This is a genomic window from uncultured Cardiobacterium sp., from assembly GCF_938028825.1.
Taxonomy (GTDB): Bacteria; Pseudomonadota; Gammaproteobacteria; order Cardiobacteriales; family Cardiobacteriaceae; genus Cardiobacterium.
In genome coordinates this window covers 53,402-70,531 of record NZ_CALIZP010000032.1, presented here as the reverse complement: position 1 = coordinate 70,531, position 17,130 = coordinate 53,402, and the positions used below count along the sequence as shown (strand labels likewise).

Genomic DNA, 17,130 nt, shown 5'->3' with positions numbered 1-17,130 from the left:
TGGCGGTTATTCAGGCTTCGTTATTGCCAGTGGTAGCCGGCGCTGAAGCCAAGTACGAAGCGGTCGGTTTTTTTCCAGTCTCGTGATTTGAGAATCGGGGTGCCGATAAAGGCGTCGTATTGCCAGCTCCCGTGGTAATTCACCGCGCCGCGTACGCCCAGTGCCGTACCCATAATGGTTTTGTCTTGCAACCAGGCGGTGTTCTTACCCCATACTTGCCCTATGTCCGCCCCCAGGTAGAGCTGGTGGTTTGGTTGGTAGGCCCAATTCAGGGTGTTGCGCCAGTACCAGCCGCTATCGCCGGAAAGGCTGTTGTTCTCGCTGAAGCCGCGTACGCTGTTGCGCCCACCCAAGGTCAACAGATCCAGGGAGATGAGGCGCCTGTCGCTGTATTGCAGGTGCAGGTCGTTCTGCCAGCTCCAGTTGCGGTTTTTATCCAGCTGAACATGCCAGCTGGAATCCAGCGTCCAGATGCCCGCTTTGGCGTTGCCTTCGTTAAAGCCTTCCTCCGGTACAGGGTCGGCACCAAGCATCCGCGTTCCTTTTTTGTAATGGATAGCGCCCTGAAAGACGGCTTGTGGGAAGAGGATGCTCTGCCGTACGCCCAGCTGCCAGCCAGCCGTGCGTCTTTTTTGCACGTCAATTTCTGCACTGCCGATGTAGTTGCGGTTTTCTCGCCACCACAAGCCGGCATCAAGCGTGGTCTTCTTGTTCTGATCGCGATAAATGGTATTGCTGATGTCGGCGGCAAATTTCTGGTTGTTGCCCTTGTAGTGGTAAACGCGGGCATAGCCGGGGATGACTTGGTCGTAGTGGTAACGGCTCGCACTCAGACCTAGCTGCCAGTCACGGTAGGGGATCGTGTAGTTGAGGTAGTAGTTATCCGTAGAGGTTTTGTGCCGCTTACCCTCGCGGTCGCGCAAGCGTGTACCCGGTTTGAGGGTACGGGTGTAGCTCGCATAAAAACTGTCACTAAAGTTCAGCGGGTTGTCCACCGCAATACTGGCAGTTGCTAGGTATTTTCCCAACGCGTTGCTGCCGCTGTCATCAATGAGGAAACTAAACTGGTAGGGGCGTCCGGTCTTCGTCCAATGCACGATTAGCTCGCTCTCACCTTCACGTGCCGCCGGCGCAATGTCAATGTTGGCGTCCAGACCGCTGAGACGGCGCACGTTATCTAGTGCTTGCTCTAGTTCACGTAAGTTGAGCACTCGTCCGCGCAGGTGGGTAAAGGTTTTTGGCGTCCGCTGTACGCCGTTTTTCTCCTCGCGTATGGCTGTTATTTTTCCCGGTAGTACGGCAAGTTGCAGGGTGTCCTGCTGCGCGCCTTGTGTCTGCAAAACAACTCGAGTTGTTACCCAACCGTCGGCAATCAGCCGGTTTTGCGCCGTTTTGATGATGTCCATCACTCCCCCGGTACGGATACAGCCCTGCGTCTTGCGGTAAATGTTTGTCCCACTTGCTTGCAGAGGCTGAGTGCCCACAGCCCGTTCCAGATAGCGGAAAAAAGCACGATTGGGTGCTTGCAGTGTGAGGTTCTTATAGCTGGTGCAGGTTTCGCGTGCTTCTTGCGATAGTGGCGTTTCGTCAGTGGCAGGAGCTGCGAAGTCAAGGGTGGAAAAGTCTTGCGGCGTTGCGTTTTGATTGAGGTGCTGCTGTCGTTCCTCAGCACGGCGATAGATCAGGTCGGGGTCAACGAGAGCGGTTTGTTGTGCCGTGGCAGACAGCGCAGCCAGCAGCAGGAAACAGGGGAGGTAGCGCATGAGTCTTCCTTGGATGATGGTCCATCCGTGGTTGTGATCAGCGGCAATTATAGATTTGGCAAGATACCGGTAAGGCCGCACCAATGTGACTATCTGTTCATGAATACCCGGCTCGCGTCAGGCGGCGCACGGCCGATGCTGTCGCGCCATTCGGCGGGGGTGCCGTGCGGGGTGAAGGCGTCATGATGCGGCGCGGGCTGGCGGAAGAGGATGTTCTCGGCGCTGCCGAGGGTGTCGCCGTTGGGCAGGATGTAGCTGCGGCCGTGCCAGCCGGCGGTGTCGGTGAGCGTCCAGTGTTGCGGCAGGGGTTGGGCTTGCAGGTATTCGGCCAAACGTTCCTGCTGGCGGCGGGAAGTAGGGATACGGCGGATGTGGCGGCGCATGATGCGCCAGCCGTTGCGTTCGCCGACTTCCGCCCAGGGCAGGGCGAAGTGCCGGCCGTTGTGGTGGAGGATGTAGTGTGGTTCGCCGTTGTCGTCGCAGGCGTCGCCGACCACCTCGAAGGCGTCGCTGATGCGCTGCGGCTCGCCGTTGCCGCCATCGAACCACAGGCCGCCATCGCGGCAGGTAAAGCGGGGCCGGTCATGCGGCACCGCCTGCGCTTTGACGGCAAACGTCGTTCTTGCAGGCGTTGAGCCGCCCAATCAGGCCGAGGATGCAGGCGGTGTCTGCGGCGGACGGACGCAGGCCGGGATGGGCATTGGCCGATTCCAGGACATTGAGCAGCGCGGACAGGTAGTTTTCGAGGGTTTCGTAGGCACTATCGGCAGCATCGCCGAGCGACAGGGTGATGTGGCAAGACATGGCAGTCTCCTTTCGTAATTTTCAGGATGACCATCGCCATTGCTGCGAAACAAGAGGGCGACGATGTACACGGGATTCGCAGTACCGCTACGAAAGAAACGGCGAGCCTTGCGGCTCTCCCATGCACACCGCCATAAAAAACGGGCGCAAGAACTGGGCATAAAAATAGCGCCAATTAGCGCTTTAATACGCTTTCGTAAATAAACGGACTGCGAAATCCGGTCGCCGTTTTTGCGGCAACAGCATAAATTACACAATCGCGGTGGCAATAGCAATAGTCAATGCAAAATATTGATTCGTGCCGAATTAACCGGCATGACCTTGTACGGTAATGGTGACAATCCATGCCTGAATATCGCGGCTGTTCCAGGCAATCCGCCGGCTGCCGATGCGGATGGGTTTGGGGAAACTCGCATCGTAATAGGGACTGTCGGGATTGCAGCGGTGCCAAATGGTAGTGCGCTTCATGCCCACTATCGCGCTGACTTCATCAACGCGTAACAGGCGCGCTTCCATTTCTTGCGGTGCAGGGGATGGGGTTTCGTTCATGACTTCACTTTCCTTCATGGCTTCTTCTCGCTGGTTTGGGGGTCGGCGCATCATAGCGGGGTTGCAAAGGGGCGGCAGCCCCTTTGGCACGCGCGGTTGGGGCAAATCGTCAGATTTGTCTACAACCGCCATCGTGCCTGTCAAAAAGCAGCAAATCGGTAATAGCCTGAAAAAACAGCCTTTGAACAGTATTGAAAGAAATAGCACGCAATGGGATTACCGTTTATTCAGAACGGTCAAAAATGGTTTAATTGAACCAATGGCAAAGCATGGTTATCAGCAGAATGGATATAGAGATTGTCGCGAATGGCTGCCAATACTGGCGGAGAAGTGTGTCAATAAGGGGGCATTGGCGCAAATGCGGGACAATATTGACCCGAAACCGTGCCATTGTTGCTTATTGGCATGAAAAGAAGACCATACTGGCGCGAATTTGCGTCTATCCAGGACTTATTGGCACGGAAGCGGGACAATATGGGCAGAAAAACGTGCCAATACCATGCTCCTCACTGCAATACGGCGACCGGATGCCGGAATAACTATTGTCATGCCATCCGTTCATGACTTGAAGGAAAAAGATGAATACGCTGCCAATAGAGCGGATAAAAAATAAAACCCGAACTGCTACTAAAAACAGTCCGGGCTAATCGCCGACCGGTGCATAATGACCGGCCCACCGCAGGTTTATACTCCCAAGCGACCAAGTCCTATATTATCCCGCATGATGGTTAAGTGCAATATACGCCTATTGTTTCGGGTAGTTTCAACATGACAGGTAGTATGCTGATGGGAAAGTCATGGTATGGGGCGCCGTTATCCGTGTCGGTATCAATGGAATGGCAATTTTGGAAGTCGGCAAGGCAGTTATAAAGCCGCCATGCCGTAATCGCACTATCCCCCGCCGCCAATCTTCGCGCGTAAATAATCCGCATACCATTGCATCATGCGTTGCCGCTCTTCCAGATACTCGGCGCGATTATAGGCAGCCCTGACCTGATTGCCCTCACGGTGCGCCAGCTGCCGCTCGATGGCGTCGGGATTCCAGCAGCCGCTTTCGTTGGGAATGCTCGAACCCATCGCGCGAAAGCCGTGCGGCACGGCGCGCCCCGCATAGCCCATGCGCTTCATCGCCAGCGACAGGGTCGTGTCGCTCAAGGGCTGGTTGCGATTGCCGGTGACGAAATACGGGCTGTTGTAGCGGTTCAGCGTGCGCAGTTCGTCCAGCGTCGCCAATGCCCAATCCGACAGCGGCACCACATGGGCAATCCCATCTTCATGCGTTCGGCGGGGATGTGCCATTGGTCGCCGCGCAGTTCCGCCCACTGTCCCAGTCTGACTTCGCCGCTGCGGGTCAGGGTCAGAATCAGGAGGCGCAGTGCCAGCGCCGTCTTGCGGTTGGGGTAGCGTTCGAGGTCTCGAAAGAAGGCGGGGATTTCCGCCACCGGCAAAGATGGCTGGTGCCGGATCCGGTTTTGCGCGCTGCGTACGGTTTTCGGCGCGGACAAGGCGGGGTTGAGCGGTCGCCTGCCGGTCTGGATGGCAAAGGCGAAAACGGCACTGATGCGCTGTTTGACGCGGGTTCTGGTCTCGGGCCTGTCGGCGAGGCGGTTCAGGATGCCGACGATGGCGGGCGGCGGTATCCCGCTGACGGCTTTACCGCCGATATGCGGGAAAACGTACCGTTCCAGGGTGTGGATGACCTGCCGGGCGTGTTTTTCGTTCTTCCACGCGGGGCGCTGGTGGGCGTACCACTCGCGCGCGACTTTCCCGAAGCTGTCCTGCTGCTTTTCCGCCTGTTTCCGCTGCTGCTTGCGGCGGTGCGGGTCGCTGCCTTGCGCGAGCAGACTTTGGGCATCACGGTGCAGTTGCCGCGCCTGTCTCAACCTGACTTTGGGATATACGCCCGGCGACAGGATGCAATCCTGACCGTCAAAGCGGTAACGGTAACGCCAGCATAGTCGTTTCAAACGGGAATGAGACAAGGCGGCGAGCCGAAGACAGTACAGATAGTACGGCGAGGCGAGCCAACACCGTATCATTTCTGTTTGAAACGACTATATTTGCCGCCGCGCGGGGTGATGAACAGATGCAGTCCGCCGCCGTCAAACAGCTTGTAGGGGCGTTCGCCCGCCGGGGCATTCTTGATGGTTTTTTCGGTCAGTCGCACGGGGCGGGAAGTCAGGGGTTCGGCGGGATTGTAACCAGCGGAAATGAACCCCAAAAGAACCCCGTTTTTCCAAAAAAGGGATTAAACGAACATGAAACTTAACAAACGAGAATAAACAGAAATTTTCCTCTACAGTTTGTTTATCAAGGGTTTTTCCCCGAACCTTTGAACGAATACGGACGAAAAAAAACGCCATGAAACATGGCGTTTTTGCGTGGTTGGCGGAGAGACAGGGATTCGAACCCTGGGAGGGCGGAACCCTCTTCGGCTTTCGAGACCGACGCATTCAACCACTCTGCCATCTCTCCGCAAAATGAGCGGCGGATTATACGCGCTTTCTTTTTGAAGACAAGGAAGGGCTGTTGTCCGTAAGGTGTTGTGTCGCTTTCATTTCCCCGGTATGCAGCACAAAGGGGTTGCGTTATGTGGACGGAGCGCTTTATTTGCCGATGCAGAAGGAGGAGAAGATATGGCCGAGCAGGTCGTCGCTTGTGGTCGCGCCGGTGATGCTGCCGAGGGCGTCGTGGGCGAGGCGCAGTTCTTCCGCCAGCAGTTCGCCGTTGCGTGCGTCCAGTTGGGCGAGGGCGTCGCGGTGGTGCCGGGCGGCCTGTTTGAGGGCGCGCAGGTGGCGTTCGCGCGCGATGTAAGGGGTTTCTTCGTGTTCGTCGCGGCCGACGGCGGCGGCGATGGCGTGGCGCAGCGCGTCAATGCCGGCGCCGGTTTTGGCGGACAGCCACAGGGCGTCGGGGTGTTGTGCCTGTACGGCGGGCGGGGTTTGGTCGGCTTTGTTGTAGGCGATGAGGCGCGGGGTGGCGGCGGTTTCCGGCGGCAGGCCGGCGGCGGGGTCGTCGCTGTCGGCGAGGGTGCTGCCATCCACCAGCAGCAGGATGAGGTCGGCACTGGCAAGCGCCTGTCTGGTGCGGCGGATGCCTTCTTCTTCGATGGGGTCGGCGGCATCGCGCAGGCCGGCGGTGTCGAGGATGTTGACGGGGATGCCGGCGATGTTGAGGGTTTCGCGCACGATGTCGCGGGTGGTGCCCGCCCGGTCGGTGACGATGGCGCGTTCTTCGCCGAGGAGGGCGTTGAGCAGGCTGGATTTGCCGGCGTTCGGTTTGCCGGCGATGACGAGGTTGATGCCGTCGTTCATGAGCCGCCCCTGGGCGCTTTGCGCGAGCAGACGGGCGAGGCGTTCGCCCCAGTGATGCAGGCGCGCAGCGAGGTCGCCTTCGCCGAGGTAGTCGTTTTCCTCTTCGGGGAAGTCGAGCGCGGCTTCGATGTAGGCGCGCAGGGTGAGGAGTTCGGCGGCAAGCGCGTTCACTTCTTGGGAGAACGCGCCTTGTAGTGAGCGGGTGGCGGCTTTGACGGCGGCGGTGGTGCGGGCGTTGATGAGGTCGGCGATAGCTTCGGCCTGGGCAAGGTCGATTTTGCCGTTCTGGTAGGCGCGGCGGCTGTATTCACCGGGTTCGGCGAGGCGGGCACCGGCATTCAGGACGGCGGCGAGGACGGTCCGGCTGACGGCGATGCCGCCGTGGCCGTGGATTTCGAGGGTATCTTCGCCGGTGTAGGAATGGGGCGCGGGGAAGTAGAGCAGCAGGCCCTGGTCGATGAGGCTGCCGTCCGCGTCATGTAATGCGGCGAGGGTAGCGTGGCGCGGCGCGAGGGTTTTGCCACTGAGTTTTTCGCCGATGGCGAGGGCGTCGCCGCCGCTGATGCGGATTATGGCAACGCCGCCCGTTCCGGACGGCGTTGCGAGGGCGGCGATGGTGTCGTTCGTCGTCATGCTTTTTGGTGTTTTTTGCCGTGTTTTTTGTAGCGGGCGTCATCAGGCGCGGGATGGTTGCGGTCGCCGTAGCGTTTGTTCATGACGTATTGCTGGACGATGCCGAAGGCGTTGCTCACGGTCCAGTAGAGGACGAGGCCGGAGGGGAACCACATGAACATGAAGCCGAAGATGAGCGGCAGCATCATCATGACTTTGGCCTGGGTCGGGTCGGGCGGCGGCGGATTGAGCTTTTGTTGCAGGAACATCAGCGCGGCGTTGATGATCGGCAGGATGAAGTAGGGGTCCATCGCCGAGAGGTCGTGTATCCAGCCGATCCACGGCGCGTGGCGCAGTTCGACGGATTCGATGAGCACCCAGTAGAAGGCGATGAAGAAGGGGATTTGCAACAGCATCGGCAGGCAGCCACTGGCCGGGTTCACTTTTTCGTCTTTGTAGAGTTTCATCATCGCCATGCTCGCGCCCTGGCGGTCGTCACCGTATTGTTCTTTGATGCGCTGCATTTCCGGCCCCAGGCGGCGCATTTTTGCCATGGATTTGTAGGCCCAGGCGGAGGGGGTGAAGAAGATTATTTTGATGAGCAGGGTCATGAGGATGAGCGCCCAGCCCCAGTTGCCGACGATGCTGTGGATGAAGTGCAGGACGTAGTACATCGGCTGGCCGATCATGAAGAGGAAGCCGTAATCGACGGTTTTGTCGAGGTTGGGGGCGACGGTTTTGAGGTCGCGCTGGATTTTCGGGCCGATGTAGATGGTGCCGGTGAAGGCGGCGCTTTGGCCGGCGGCAATTTGCTGTGCACCGCCGGTTACGCCGATGAAGTGATCGCCGCTGGTGGCGTTGGTGCTGGTGTAGAAGGTTTGCGCCTGGCCTTGCGGCGGGATGATGGCGCCGACGAAGTAGTGTTGCAGCATGGCGACCCAGCCGTTTTCGGTTTTGGTGTCGAATTTAGTGCCCAGTTTGATTTTTTCGTAGGGGTCGTCGTCGTAGGATACGGCGCCGCCGGTGTAGGTGCCGACCTGTCCCATGCCGCCGGACGGCAGCGGCTGGCCGAATACCCATTGCTGGTAGGCGTTGCCGGTCCAGGTTTTGCCGCTGTCGTTTTGGACTTTTTGTTCGAGGGTGAAGTCGTAGGCACCGCGCTTGAAGGTGTAGGTTTTGCTGACGGTGATGCCGTCTTCTTGCCAGGTGAGCGGCACGGTAAGGCTGTCCTGCCCGTCGGCCAGGGTGTATTCGCCGGCAGACGCGGTAAATTCGCTGTGGTGGGTCGGGGCTTTGTCGCCGCTGCCTGAGGTCAGGCCGCTTTGCAGCAGGAAGCGCGCCGGATTGTCGGGGTGCAGCAGGGCGAGCGGCTGGTTGCTGTTTTTGTTCGCGGCGTATTTCAGCAGGTCGGCGTGGACGATGGTGCCGCCTTTGGTCGCGATGTGCAGGTCGAAGACGTCGGTCTTGACGCGCACGGTAGCACCGTTTTCGGCGTTTGCCGCCGGAATGTCGCTGCCTGCCGTTGCCTGCGGTACGTCCGCCCCGGCGGTGTTATCGGGGGCAACCGCTGCCGGGGTGGTAGCGGCCTGCGGTGGCGCGGGCGGCAGGTTGGCGATTTGCCATTTGTTCCATAAGAGGAATGCCAGTAGGGCGGCGCAGATGTAGAGGAGTAATTTAGGGTTGTTTTTCATGCTTCACCAGGAATGTGTCAGGTACGGGGTCGTAGCCGCCTTTGCACCACGGGCCGCAACGCAGGATGCGCCAGAGGGTCAGTAATGTGCCGCGCCAGGCACCGTGTCTGGCAATCGCTTCTTCGCCGTAGTGCGAGCAGGTCGGCTCGAAGCGGCATTGTTGCCCGATGAAGGGGCTGAGGGTGCGGCGGTAGAGGCGGATAAGGGCGATAAGCAGCCGTTTCATGGAAAAATCCGCTGAAAGTGGTGGCGCAAGGTGCGGCACAGGGCGGCGTTATCGGCGTCCTGTGCCGCCGCCCGCGCGATGACGACAATATCCAGCGCACTCTCCCCGCGTTGCGGCAGTTGGCGGAAGGTTTCGCGCACCAGCCGCTTGACGCGGTTGCGCTCGTGGGCGCGGCGGATTTGCCGCTTGGCGACGACCAGTCCGAGGCGTGCCGACCCGCCCTGTAAACAAGAACGCCCCAAAACGGTAAAGCAGCGGTCGCTGCTTTTGCGTTCAGGGGCTTGAAAAACGTGGTCGTATTCGCGGCGCTGTGTCAGCCTTGCCGTGCGGGGAAAAGATGCGTTCACGGCGCGACGACCCGCGTCATCAGACGGTCAGACGATAACGTCCTTTGGCACGGCGGCGGCTGAGGATTTTGCGGCCGTTTTTGGTGGCCATGCGGGCGCGGAAACCGTGCGTACGCTTGCGGGAAATATTGCTCGGTTGGAACGTTCTTTTCGACATTTCAGGGACTCCATCGGGAAAATTCAAAGCGCGCAATCATACGGGCGACCCTATATAAAGTCAACGACGGGGCTACCGCGCGCGGGGCGATTGCGTTACATTACCGCATCCTCACAAATCATCCCGAAACCCATGCGCTACCTGTTCCTGATTCTGCTGTTCACTGCTGCCGCCCACGCCGAAGAGACAAACCGGTGGGGGCAGCTCTTCACCCCCAAAAAAGAAGACGTCATCCTTGACACCCCCGAACTCACCATCGAAAAGCCTGCCGAGCCGCTGGTCGAACGCGTGCCGGGACACATCCTGAACGGCAACGACCGCTTCCTCACCATCAACATCGAAAACGACAAATTCGGCAGCGGCTACGACCGCGACTACACCAACGGCCTGCGCCTCACCTGGTTCAACGTCGGCGCGGAACAGCCCTTCTACGCCGACTGGATCGACCGCCTCGTGCCGACCTTCAATGCCAACAAAACCACCAGCACCTACCTCTCCTTCGGCCACAACCTCTACACCCCGAGCGACATCGACCGCAGCACCCTCGACGTGCGCGACCGCCCCTATGCCGCCTTCCTCTACGGCTCGGCGGGCGTCAGCACCATCACCGGCCGCCACATGGACGACGTCGAACTCACCCTCGGCTGGGTCGGCCCCTCGGCGCAGGGCGAATTCATCCAGGACAAATTCCACCGCCTCATCCACGCCGACTACCAGCCGCATGGCTGGAAGTACCAATTGCGCGACGAACCCGGCGTCATCCTCTCCTGGGAGCGCTCCTGGCCGGGCCGGTACACCGCCGACATCGGCAAGAACCTGCACGCCCGCTTTACCCCGCACGGCGGTGTGACCCTCGGCAACATCTACACCTATGCCAATGCCGGCTTCACCATCGACCTCACCCCGGCCAACCTGCGCTGGCAGACGCAGCCGGTGCGCGTCCGCCCCGCCATTCCCGGCAGCGGCTACTTCGAATACACCGACGGCCACGGCTGGATGACCTACCTCGGCTACGACGCCCGCTACATGGCGCACAACATCTTCCTTGACGGCAACACCTGGAAAGACAGCCACCGCGTCAAACGCCGCCCCTTCGTGCAAGACCTCGCCCTCGGCGCGGCGTATAACCACAAAAACTTCCGCATCAGCTACACCGTCAACTGGCGCAGCCGCGAATTCAAAAGCCCGCTGGCAAAAAGCTCGAGCTTCGGTGCCATCTCCGTCGGCTACCGCTTCTGAACAGGGGGATGGTTTACAACAGAGACTATGAACACGTTCTAAGGGTTTGGCACATCCGGCATGCGCGGTTTTGTGCTTGCTATCAGGCTATCCGCTGCGGCCATTCGGGACGCTTTTTCCATAAAGTTGGGCGCAGCGTATATTTACACCATTTGTGCATTCCTATCGTGCGCGAAGAACAACCCTGCCTAATGCTTTCTCGCCCGCTGCCGCCGCATTTCCTTCGGGTCGGCAATCAGCGGGCGGTAAATCTCGACGCGGTCGCCGTCGCGCAGTACATAATCGCGCGGGCGCGGCAGGCTGAACACGCCAAAATCCGCCTTGCCGATGTCCAGATGCGGGAAGAAACGCACCATGCCGGAGCGCTCCACCGCCTGTTGCAGTGTCGCGCCCTCGTTCATGATCAGGGGGATGATTTTCTGCCGGTCGGGCTCGGCGTAGGCGACTTCAACGCGGATGGTGCCCATAGACCTCTTCCGCGCGGCGGGCAAAGGCGTCCACCATCGTGTTCGTCATATATTCCATCAGCCCGCCGAAAATCGGCGCAAGCAGGAAAGGCACCTCAAAATCCATCATGTAATGCACCTCGCAGCCGCCGTTATCCAGCGGGCGGAACTCCCAGCGGCCGCGCAGATGGCGGAAGGGGCCTTCAACCAGGGCAATATCCATCCAGTTGGGGTAGTCGAAGCGGTTGCGCGTCGTGAACGATTTCCTGAACGTGCCCTTCTGTGCGGTGATCTGCCCGACCAGCTCGTTGTCGGTGCGGCTTACCTGCCGCCCCTCGGCACACCACGGCAAAAATTCCGGATAACGCGTGACATCGGCGACCAAATCGAACATCTGCGCGGGCGAATAGGGCAGCCTTTTTGACCTGTGTATTTGTGGCACAATACGTCCCCAACTCAATAACGACGCGGCATTCTACCCCATGAGCAAAAAAAGCAAAGAACACGACAACAACATCATCACCAACCGCAAAGCCTTCCACGACTACTTCCTCGAAGAACATTTTGAAGCGGGTATCGCCCTGATGGGCTGGGAAGTGAAAGCCCTGCGCGCCGGGCGCGTGCAAATCAAGGAAAGCCACATCCTCGTCAAAGACCGGGAAATCTACCTCTTCGGCGCCTACATCACCCCGCTGCCTGCCGCTTCCACCCATGTCATCGCCGACCCTTCGCGCACGCGCAAACTGCTGCTGCACGGCCGCGAAATCGCCAAACTCATCGGCGCGGCGCAGCGCGACGGCTACACCCTCATCCCCGTCAACCTCTACTGGAAAAACGGCTACGTCAAAGTCAACCTCGCCATCGCCAAAGGCAAAAAAGCCTTCGACAAACGCGCCAGCGAAAAAGACCGCGACTGGTCGCGGCAAAAAGAGCGCCTCATGAAAATCCATTAAAAATCATCGGGAACCGCCATGTACGACATCATCACCCTCATCGTCGAAGACCACGACAACTTCATCCACATCCTCGCCGACCGCAAGCGCAACGAGGCATTCGTGGTCGATCCCGCCTGGGACGCCGAAGGCATCCGCGAAGTCCTCGCCGAAGAGAACCTCACCCTCACCGGCATCCTCATCACCCACAGCCACCACGACCACGTCAACGCCGTGCCCGAACTCTACGGCGAGCGCGTCAGCCTCTTCATCAGCGAAGACGAATACCCGCACTGGCCGGACTGCCCCGAAGACGCCATCCTCCTCAGCGACGGCGACGCCATCACCTTCGCCGACACCGACATCGGCGTCATCAAAACCCCCGGCCACACCCCCGGCAGTTGCTGCTACCGCATCGGCGGCGACCTCATCACCGGCGACACCCTCTTCATTTACGGCTGCGGCCGCGCCGACCTCAGCGGCAGCGACCCGCATGCCCTCTACCACAGCCTGCAAAAACTGAAAGCCCTGCCGCCGGAAACCCGCCTGCATGTCGGCCACCACTACGGCATCGCGGAAACGGGCACCCTCGGCGAACAGCTTGCCGGCAACCCCTTCCTGATGATTGAGGATGAGGCCGACTTCGTCCGCTACCGCATGGAACTCGCGGGCAAAACCCGCCACACCCCTTACGGCCCGATCAGCCGCGCCGAACTGGATGCCGTGCTGCATGGCTGACTACCACTGCCGCGCCATGCAGAAGGCGGACATCCCCGCCGCCCTTGCCCTGTGGCGCGGCACGGACGGCCTCGCGCTGGACGCCGCCGACGAACCGGGCGCGCTCGCCGCCTTTCTTGACCGCAACCCGCAACTGAGCGGCGTCGTGCTGGATGGCGGGTGCCTCATCGCCACGCTGCTTTGCGGCGAAGACGGCCGCCGCGCGACGCTTTACCACCTCTGCGTCGCCGCCGCCTATCGGGGACAACACATCGGCCGCCGCCTGCTGCAACGCGTTGAAGAACAACTGCGCTGTCGCGGCATCGGCAAAATGCGCCTGCTCGTCCTCGGCGACAACACCGGCGGCAACGCCTACTGGCAGGCGCATGGCTGGCAGCGGCAAACCACCCTCAACTATTAGCAAGACCCTGTAATCCCTGCCGTACCGCCACCTGCCAAACCGCGTTGCCGCCGGACAGCAACGTTTCCCCGTCGCGCACCAGGCAGACCATGCGGTGGGCGACTACGGCGAGGCGGGCCAACATCGTGTCAGTTCCATTTGGAACGACTATTACCGCCGCCGCCCATACCTCGCATCACTCAATAAAGGCCCGGCGAACCGCCCCTGCTATCGCCTGACCGCCCCGCAACACATCACACCGCGCCACGCACGACGCCGGGCAGACGGCAATCCTTCCTCCCGGCAAGCTGCCATCAAGCGGCGTCATTGCCGCATGCGGTCACTGACGCGATTTGTTCAGCCCTCGCCCATAAGCGAGGGCTTTTTTATCGTGCATGAAGCATCCGCCATGAATAACAGTGCATAAAGCTATACTTTGCGCCGCTTGTTTAACCGATAAAAGGCACAAAAATCATGAAGCAGAAACTCTATGCGGCATACGGCAGCAATTTGCACATCGCCGAAATGAAGCAGCGTTGTCCGCAGGCGGTGCGCGTCGGCCACGCGTTGCTCACCGGCTACGCCCTGCATTATCGCGGCAGGCCGGGCGATGCGATGCTGACCATCGAGGCGCAGGCGGGCGGCGTGGTGCCGCTCGGCATCTGGGCAGTCAGCACTGCCGACGAACAAGCGCTCGATGTCTATGAGGCGTTTCCCGATTTGTACGGGAAGGTCACGATGCCGGTCATGCTGCAAAACGCAAGCGGCGGCGAATCGCCCGCCGAGGTGTTCCTGTACGTGATGGTGGGCGGCATGCCGCACGGGCAGCCCGCCGCGCATTATGTGGAAATCTGTGAAACCGGCTACCGCGATTTCGGTTTTGACGTGAATATTTTGCGCAGCGCCGTGCGCAGCTAATGCTGCTGCCGCCGAATTTCGCCCCTGTGCGCCGCAACAGCGGTTTTTTTCTGCATAAGCAAGGCAGATGGCGCTTTTTTTCACCCAAAAGACGGGAAACTCCCCAAGAAAATGCAGAAACCCGCCGGGTTTTATGCGTATTTCCACAAAAACATTGACAATTTTGTAATAAAAGCGCATATTTCCACACCAATTCCACACCACGCCGCCCGCACCGGCGTATCCTTGCAGGAGGTAGCCACCCATCACGCAACCGCTTTTATGCCCCTATGGGCACAATATCTTTTTTTCTTTTCCGACTCAGGAGTTCCTTATGGAAAATGCCCAACATTTTCTGGATGCGCAGCAATTATGGGTGCTTTCGGGCATTCTGGTGATGGTGGCCGGTCTGGCGCTGCGTTTTAATGCCCTGCTGGTGGTAATCGTGGCGGGTTTCGTTACCGGTCTTGCCGCCAAAATGGGCATACGCGAAATCGTGACCATCATTGGCGATGCCTTTATCAAAAACCGCTATATGTCGTTATTCGTGCTGGTCTTGCCGGTGATTGGTCTCGCCGAGCATTACGGCTTGCGCGAACGCGCCGAGATTTTGATATCCAGATTAAAGGCGGTTACAGCCGGACGCATATTCAGCCTGTATATGTTTGTGCGTCAGTTGATTGTCGCCCTCGGCGTATCGATTGGCGGCCATCCGACTTTTATCCGCCCGCTCATTGCACCGATGGGTGAGGCAGCCGCGTTGAAAAACCGCCGTGCCTCGCAGGCGATTCTCGACCGTATCCGGGCACAGGCAGCCGCCAGTGAAAACTACGGCAATTTCTTCGGGCAACTGCTCTTTGTCGCCTCCGGCGGTTTGCTGCTGATTAAAAGCGTGCTTGATCAATACCATCTGCCCAGTGATTTGGCAACGATGGCGCGTTATTGCCTGCCGACGGCCGTTATTGCCCTGCTCTTCGCTATTGTCCGCTTTTATCTCTTCGATAAATCCATCGAAAAAGAAATCGCCGCCTATAACGCACAAAGCACACAAAACGATACCGTAATGCCTGATTCTGCTGCAATTTCCGATGCAACTGCCGCGAAGCCCCAGGAATAATGTCATGAAAGAAGAAATCATCCCCCTGCTTCATCTGAAAAGCTTCATCACCCTGGATTACGTCTATATCTTTTGCGCGATTTACCTGCTGATATTCGGCGTATTGACGATATTTGACCGCAAGAATCCCAAACGCATCGGCACGGCATTGTTCTGGATAATCTATGCCGTTACTTTTTATGGCTGCGACCATATTGCCAATGCTTTTTTCCATGCCGATATTTATGCGGCGGCGCGCAAAGCGGTTGCGGCCTTGGCCTTGCCCCTGTCGCAAAGCGGCGCGCTGCTGCCCGGCTATATGGATGCCGTATTCAGGCAGCACGTCAGCGCCGGGGAAATCGCCGGCTGGCTGGTCATCTTCATGGCGGTCATCGTTGCTGCCAAACAACTGGGCAAAGGCGACTACCGGGAAGCGGCAGCGGAAGCCAAACAGGCGGCCGCCGCCCGGCTCGGCAACGCGCTCTTCATTCCGGTACTCGGCGTCGGTGTGCTGACTTTCTTCATCGCCTGGCAGCGCATCACCGACCTCGGCGCGCTCATCGGCTTCGGCGTAGCCGCATTGCTGTCGCTCGTGCTGGTCTGGGTCATCACCCGTGGCTCGCCGCTGCAATCCTTCCACGAAGGCCGCCGCCTGCTCGATGCCATCGGCTGGGCCGCCATCCTCTCGCAACTGCTTGCCGCCCTCGGCGCGCTTTTCGACAAGGCGGGCATCGGCGGCATCGTCTCGCATATCGTGGCGCAAGTCGTGCCGACCCATATCGGCTTCGCCGTCGCCGCTTCTTATTGCATCGGCATGGCCTTCTTTACCGTCATCATGGGCAATGCCTTTGCCGCTTTCGCCGTCATGACGACGGGTATCGGCATTCCGCTGGCGATACAGTTGCACCATGCCAATCCGCTGATTGTGGCCCCCATTGCCATGCTCGCCGGTTATTGCGGCACATTGATGACGCCCATGGCGGCCAACTTCAATATCGTCCCCGCCGCTTTATTGGAAATGGACAATAAATACGGCGTCATCAAGGCGCAAATCCCGGTGGCATTACTGCTGCTGTGCGCCAATATTTTCCTGATGTATTTCCTCGGCTTTTAAATTGGAGTAAACGATGAAAAAACTGTTGATTACCGGCTTTCAGCCTTTTGATGGCGAATCGGTAAATCCCGCACTGGAAGTCGCCAAAGGCTTGCAGGGTAAGACCATAAATGGTTATGACGTCATTGCGCGGGAGATTCCGGTGGTGCGTTTTGAGGCACTGAAAGCCGTGCAGGCGGCGATTGAAGAAGTGCAGCCCGATGCCGTCATCGCCATCGGTCAGGCGGGCGGCCGCCCGGACATCACGGTGGAACGCGTCGGCATCAATATCGACGACTTCCGCATTCCCGACAACAAGGGCAACCAGCCGATTGACGAACCCATCGTCGCCGGCGGCCCGGTCGCCTACTGGGCTACGCTGCCGATCAAGAAAATGGTGGCGAACATCAAGGCGCAGGGCATCCCGGCCAGCGTTTCCAATTCGGCGGGCACTTACGTCTGCAACCACCTGCTCTACGGCCTGCTGCACTATCTCGCCCTCCACGGTCAGGCGGTTCCTGCCGGTTTCGTCCATATCCCCTACCTGCCGCAGCAAATGGCGGTGAAAAACGGCAAAGACGCGCAATGCGCCACCATGTCGCTCGATACCCTGCTGCAAGGCTTTGCGGCGATGATTGCCGCCTTGAAGTAATCTGCGCCGCCCGGAAGAAAATCCCGCCTGCGGGCGGGATTGTTATTTGGGGCTTTGGGGACATGCTTCATGCACGACACGCCTTTGCCGCTTGCCGTCGCGTTGGCATTAGCCATAGCGAAAAACCGCAACAGCGGACCGCTCCGTGATTCAGGCAAAAGAAAAACCGCCTTGCGGCGGTTTTTTGCATGAGCG

25 protein-coding genes and 1 tRNA gene are annotated in these 17,130 nt (G+C 59.2%); 10 read left to right on the top strand and 16 right to left on the bottom strand.

Translation table 11 applies throughout. The annotated features are described in order from the left end of the window. Positions 1-20 precede the first annotated feature (20 nt). The 4 genes from Q0562_RS05045 to Q0562_RS05030 all read right to left on the bottom strand — a co-directional run bounded on the left by Q0562_RS05045 (position 21) and on the right by Q0562_RS05030 (position 3,134). On the bottom strand, positions 21-1,763 hold the full coding sequence (locus Q0562_RS05045; protein WP_298641940.1) for a ShlB/FhaC/HecB family hemolysin secretion/activation protein: 1,743 nt from the start codon (positions 1,761-1,763) through the stop codon (positions 21-23). A gap of 89 nt (positions 1,764-1,852) precedes the next feature. Continuing rightward, positions 1,853-2,356, bottom strand: a complete 504-nt coding sequence (locus tag Q0562_RS05040) for a DUF927 domain-containing protein (protein WP_298641938.1) — start codon at positions 2,354-2,356, stop codon at positions 1,853-1,855. Next, complete coding sequence (locus Q0562_RS05035) at positions 2,346-2,567, bottom strand: hypothetical protein (RefSeq protein WP_298641935.1); 222 nt, start codon at positions 2,565-2,567, stop codon at positions 2,346-2,348. The genes Q0562_RS05040 and Q0562_RS05035 overlap by 11 nt, the downstream gene beginning before the upstream one ends. Positions 2,568-2,873: 306 nt before the next feature. Then, the gene (locus tag Q0562_RS05030) at positions 2,874-3,134 is read right to left on the bottom strand and encodes an AlpA family phage regulatory protein (protein ID WP_298641933.1); all 261 of its coding nucleotides are present in this window, start codon (positions 3,132-3,134) and stop codon (positions 2,874-2,876) included. On the opposite strand from Q0562_RS05030, the gene Q0562_RS05025 reads away from it, so the two are divergent. After that, complete coding sequence (locus tag Q0562_RS05025) at positions 3,115-3,525, top strand: hypothetical protein (protein WP_298641931.1); 411 nt, start codon at positions 3,115-3,117, stop codon at positions 3,523-3,525. The genes Q0562_RS05030 and Q0562_RS05025 overlap by 20 nt on opposite strands. Positions 3,526-4,007: 482 nt before the next feature. Here Q0562_RS05025 and Q0562_RS05020 read toward each other — a convergent pair whose 3' ends face one another. The 9 genes from Q0562_RS05020 to rpmH all read right to left on the bottom strand — a co-directional run bounded on the left by Q0562_RS05020 (position 4,008) and on the right by rpmH (position 9,463). After that, positions 4,008-4,349, bottom strand: a complete 342-nt coding sequence (locus Q0562_RS05020; protein WP_298641929.1) for a hypothetical protein — start codon at positions 4,347-4,349, stop codon at positions 4,008-4,010. After that, positions 4,319-5,083 (bottom strand): integrase arm-type DNA-binding domain-containing protein, encoded by a 765-nt coding sequence (locus tag Q0562_RS05015; RefSeq protein ID WP_298641926.1) that lies wholly within the window; start codon positions 5,081-5,083, stop codon positions 4,319-4,321. Before Q0562_RS05015 ends, Q0562_RS05020 begins: the two co-directional genes overlap by 31 nt. 68 nt (positions 5,084-5,151) lie before the next feature. After that, positions 5,152-5,283 (bottom strand): Arm DNA-binding domain-containing protein, encoded by a 132-nt coding sequence (locus Q0562_RS05010; RefSeq protein ID WP_298641924.1) that lies wholly within the window; start codon positions 5,281-5,283, stop codon positions 5,152-5,154. 219 nt (positions 5,284-5,502) lie between these two features. Further along, positions 5,503-5,591 (bottom strand) — tRNA-Ser (locus tag Q0562_RS05005). Positions 5,592-5,722: 131 nt separating this feature from the next. Continuing rightward, on the bottom strand, positions 5,723-7,063 hold the full coding sequence (gene mnmE / locus Q0562_RS05000) for a tRNA uridine-5-carboxymethylaminomethyl(34) synthesis GTPase MnmE (RefSeq protein WP_298641922.1): 1,341 nt from the start codon (positions 7,061-7,063) through the stop codon (positions 5,723-5,725). Then, the gene (gene yidC, locus Q0562_RS04995) at positions 7,060-8,733 is read right to left on the bottom strand and encodes a membrane protein insertase YidC (protein WP_298641919.1); all 1,674 of its coding nucleotides are present in this window, start codon (positions 8,731-8,733) and stop codon (positions 7,060-7,062) included. Before yidC ends, mnmE begins: the two co-directional genes overlap by 4 nt. Further along, on the bottom strand, positions 8,717-8,959 hold the full coding sequence (yidD, locus tag Q0562_RS04990) for a membrane protein insertion efficiency factor YidD (protein ID WP_298641917.1): 243 nt from the start codon (positions 8,957-8,959) through the stop codon (positions 8,717-8,719). The genes yidC and yidD overlap by 17 nt, the downstream gene beginning before the upstream one ends. Beyond that, positions 8,956-9,306 carry a ribonuclease P protein component gene (rnpA, locus tag Q0562_RS04985; protein WP_298641915.1) on the bottom strand — a complete coding sequence of 117 codons (351 nt, stop codon included), beginning with the start codon at positions 9,304-9,306 and terminating at the stop codon, positions 8,956-8,958. The genes yidD and rnpA overlap by 4 nt, the downstream gene beginning before the upstream one ends. Positions 9,307-9,325: 19 nt before the next feature. Next, positions 9,326-9,463 (bottom strand): 50S ribosomal protein L34, encoded by a 138-nt coding sequence (rpmH, locus tag Q0562_RS04980; RefSeq protein ID WP_083826227.1) that lies wholly within the window; start codon positions 9,461-9,463, stop codon positions 9,326-9,328. A 132-nt stretch (positions 9,464-9,595) separates the two neighbouring features. Here rpmH and Q0562_RS04975 point away from each other — a divergent pair, with 132 nt between their 5' ends. Next, positions 9,596-10,702: a lipid A deacylase LpxR family protein gene (locus Q0562_RS04975; protein ID WP_298641911.1), complete on the top strand. Its 1,107-nt coding sequence runs from the start codon at positions 9,596-9,598 to the stop codon at positions 10,700-10,702. Positions 10,703-10,890: 188 nt separating this feature from the next. On the opposite strand, the gene Q0562_RS04970 is transcribed toward Q0562_RS04975, so the two are convergent. Together Q0562_RS04970 and Q0562_RS04965 are read right to left on the bottom strand one after the other, a co-directional pair. Next, the gene (locus Q0562_RS04970) at positions 10,891-11,169 is read right to left on the bottom strand and encodes an RnfH family protein (protein WP_298641909.1); all 279 of its coding nucleotides are present in this window, start codon (positions 11,167-11,169) and stop codon (positions 10,891-10,893) included. Next, positions 11,150-11,590, bottom strand: coding sequence for a type II toxin-antitoxin system RatA family toxin (locus tag Q0562_RS04965; protein ID WP_298641907.1), 441 nt, complete (start codon positions 11,588-11,590; stop codon positions 11,150-11,152). The genes Q0562_RS04970 and Q0562_RS04965 overlap by 20 nt, the downstream gene beginning before the upstream one ends. A gap of 40 nt (positions 11,591-11,630) precedes the next feature. Here Q0562_RS04965 and smpB point away from each other — a divergent pair, with 40 nt between their 5' ends. Genes smpB through Q0562_RS04950 form a run of 3 tightly spaced genes read left to right on the top strand, consistent with a single transcriptional unit; the run spans position 11,631 to position 13,218 of the window. Then, positions 11,631-12,101 (top strand): SsrA-binding protein SmpB, encoded by a 471-nt coding sequence (smpB, locus tag Q0562_RS04960; protein ID WP_298641905.1) that lies wholly within the window; start codon positions 11,631-11,633, stop codon positions 12,099-12,101. An 18-nt stretch (positions 12,102-12,119) separates the two neighbouring features. Further along, positions 12,120-12,818 carry an MBL fold metallo-hydrolase gene (locus Q0562_RS04955; protein WP_298641903.1) on the top strand — a complete coding sequence of 233 codons (699 nt, stop codon included), beginning with the start codon at positions 12,120-12,122 and terminating at the stop codon, positions 12,816-12,818. After that, on the top strand, positions 12,811-13,218 hold the full coding sequence (locus tag Q0562_RS04950; protein WP_298641901.1) for a GNAT family N-acetyltransferase: 408 nt from the start codon (positions 12,811-12,813) through the stop codon (positions 13,216-13,218). The genes Q0562_RS04955 and Q0562_RS04950 overlap by 8 nt, the downstream gene beginning before the upstream one ends. On the opposite strand, the gene Q0562_RS04945 is transcribed toward Q0562_RS04950, so the two are convergent. Then, on the bottom strand, positions 13,208-13,342 hold the full coding sequence (locus Q0562_RS04945) for a hypothetical protein (protein ID WP_298641899.1): 135 nt from the start codon (positions 13,340-13,342) through the stop codon (positions 13,208-13,210). The genes Q0562_RS04950 and Q0562_RS04945 overlap by 11 nt on opposite strands. Positions 13,343-13,671: 329 nt before the next feature. Between Q0562_RS04945 and Q0562_RS04940 the strand changes: the two genes are divergently transcribed. The 5 genes from Q0562_RS04940 (at position 13,672) to Q0562_RS04920 (ending at position 17,127) form a co-directional block, all read left to right on the top strand. Next, a complete protein-coding gene (locus Q0562_RS04940; RefSeq protein ID WP_298641897.1) occupies positions 13,672-14,115 on the top strand; it encodes a gamma-glutamylcyclotransferase family protein in 444 nt (147 codons plus the stop codon). Positions 14,116-14,428: 313 nt separating this feature from the next. After that, positions 14,429-15,211 carry a DUF969 domain-containing protein gene (locus Q0562_RS04935; protein WP_298641895.1) on the top strand — a complete coding sequence of 261 codons (783 nt, stop codon included), beginning with the start codon at positions 14,429-14,431 and terminating at the stop codon, positions 15,209-15,211. A 4-nt stretch (positions 15,212-15,215) separates the two neighbouring features. Continuing rightward, positions 15,216-16,304: a DUF979 domain-containing protein gene (locus tag Q0562_RS04930; protein WP_298641893.1), complete on the top strand. Its 1,089-nt coding sequence runs from the start codon at positions 15,216-15,218 to the stop codon at positions 16,302-16,304. Between the two features lie 13 nt (positions 16,305-16,317). Beyond that, positions 16,318-16,935, top strand: a complete 618-nt coding sequence (gene pcp, locus Q0562_RS04925; protein WP_298641891.1) for a pyroglutamyl-peptidase I — start codon at positions 16,318-16,320, stop codon at positions 16,933-16,935. A 69-nt stretch (positions 16,936-17,004) separates the two neighbouring features. Further along, complete coding sequence (locus tag Q0562_RS04920; RefSeq protein ID WP_298641890.1) at positions 17,005-17,127, top strand: hypothetical protein; 123 nt, start codon at positions 17,005-17,007, stop codon at positions 17,125-17,127. Positions 17,128-17,130: the final 3 nt, after the last annotated feature.

Excerpts from the sequence above, each read along its gene's own strand:
- Q0562_RS04920 (WP_298641890.1), top strand. The coding sequence starts at position 17,005 with ATGCACGACACGCCTTTGCCGCTTGCCGTCGCGTTGGCATTAGCCATA.
- Q0562_RS04930 (WP_298641893.1), top strand. The coding sequence starts at position 15,216 with ATGAAAGAAGAAATCATCCCCCTGCTTCATCTGAAAAGCTTCATCACC.
- Q0562_RS04970 (WP_298641909.1), bottom strand. The coding sequence starts at position 11,169 with ATGGGCACCATCCGCGTTGAAGTCGCCTACGCCGAGCCCGACCGGCAG.
- Q0562_RS05035 (WP_298641935.1), bottom strand. The coding sequence starts at position 2,567 with ATGTCTTGCCACATCACCCTGTCGCTCGGCGATGCTGCCGATAGTGCC.
- Q0562_RS05025 (WP_298641931.1), top strand. The coding sequence starts at position 3,115 with ATGACTTCACTTTCCTTCATGGCTTCTTCTCGCTGGTTTGGGGGTCGG.
- smpB (WP_298641905.1), top strand. The coding sequence starts at position 11,631 with ATGAGCAAAAAAAGCAAAGAACACGACAACAACATCATCACCAACCGC.
- Q0562_RS05045 (WP_298641940.1), bottom strand. The coding sequence starts at position 1,763 with ATGCGCTACCTCCCCTGTTTCCTGCTGCTGGCTGCGCTGTCTGCCACG.
- Q0562_RS04940 (WP_298641897.1), top strand. The coding sequence starts at position 13,672 with ATGAAGCAGAAACTCTATGCGGCATACGGCAGCAATTTGCACATCGCC.
- pcp (WP_298641891.1), top strand. The coding sequence starts at position 16,318 with ATGAAAAAACTGTTGATTACCGGCTTTCAGCCTTTTGATGGCGAATCG.
- Q0562_RS05030 (WP_298641933.1), bottom strand. The coding sequence starts at position 3,134 with ATGAAGGAAAGTGAAGTCATGAACGAAACCCCATCCCCTGCACCGCAA.
- Q0562_RS04945 (WP_298641899.1), bottom strand. The coding sequence starts at position 13,342 with ATGTTGGCCCGCCTCGCCGTAGTCGCCCACCGCATGGTCTGCCTGGTG.
- Q0562_RS04955 (WP_298641903.1), top strand. The coding sequence starts at position 12,120 with ATGTACGACATCATCACCCTCATCGTCGAAGACCACGACAACTTCATC.
- mnmE (WP_298641922.1), bottom strand. The coding sequence starts at position 7,063 with ATGACGACGAACGACACCATCGCCGCCCTCGCAACGCCGTCCGGAACG.
- yidD (WP_298641917.1), bottom strand. The coding sequence starts at position 8,959 with ATGAAACGGCTGCTTATCGCCCTTATCCGCCTCTACCGCCGCACCCTC.
- Q0562_RS04975 (WP_298641911.1), top strand. The coding sequence starts at position 9,596 with ATGCGCTACCTGTTCCTGATTCTGCTGTTCACTGCTGCCGCCCACGCC.
- Q0562_RS04950 (WP_298641901.1), top strand. The coding sequence starts at position 12,811 with ATGGCTGACTACCACTGCCGCGCCATGCAGAAGGCGGACATCCCCGCC.
- Q0562_RS04935 (WP_298641895.1), top strand. The coding sequence starts at position 14,429 with ATGGAAAATGCCCAACATTTTCTGGATGCGCAGCAATTATGGGTGCTT.
- yidC (WP_298641919.1), bottom strand. The coding sequence starts at position 8,733 with ATGAAAAACAACCCTAAATTACTCCTCTACATCTGCGCCGCCCTACTG.
- rpmH (WP_083826227.1), bottom strand. The coding sequence starts at position 9,463 with ATGTCGAAAAGAACGTTCCAACCGAGCAATATTTCCCGCAAGCGTACG.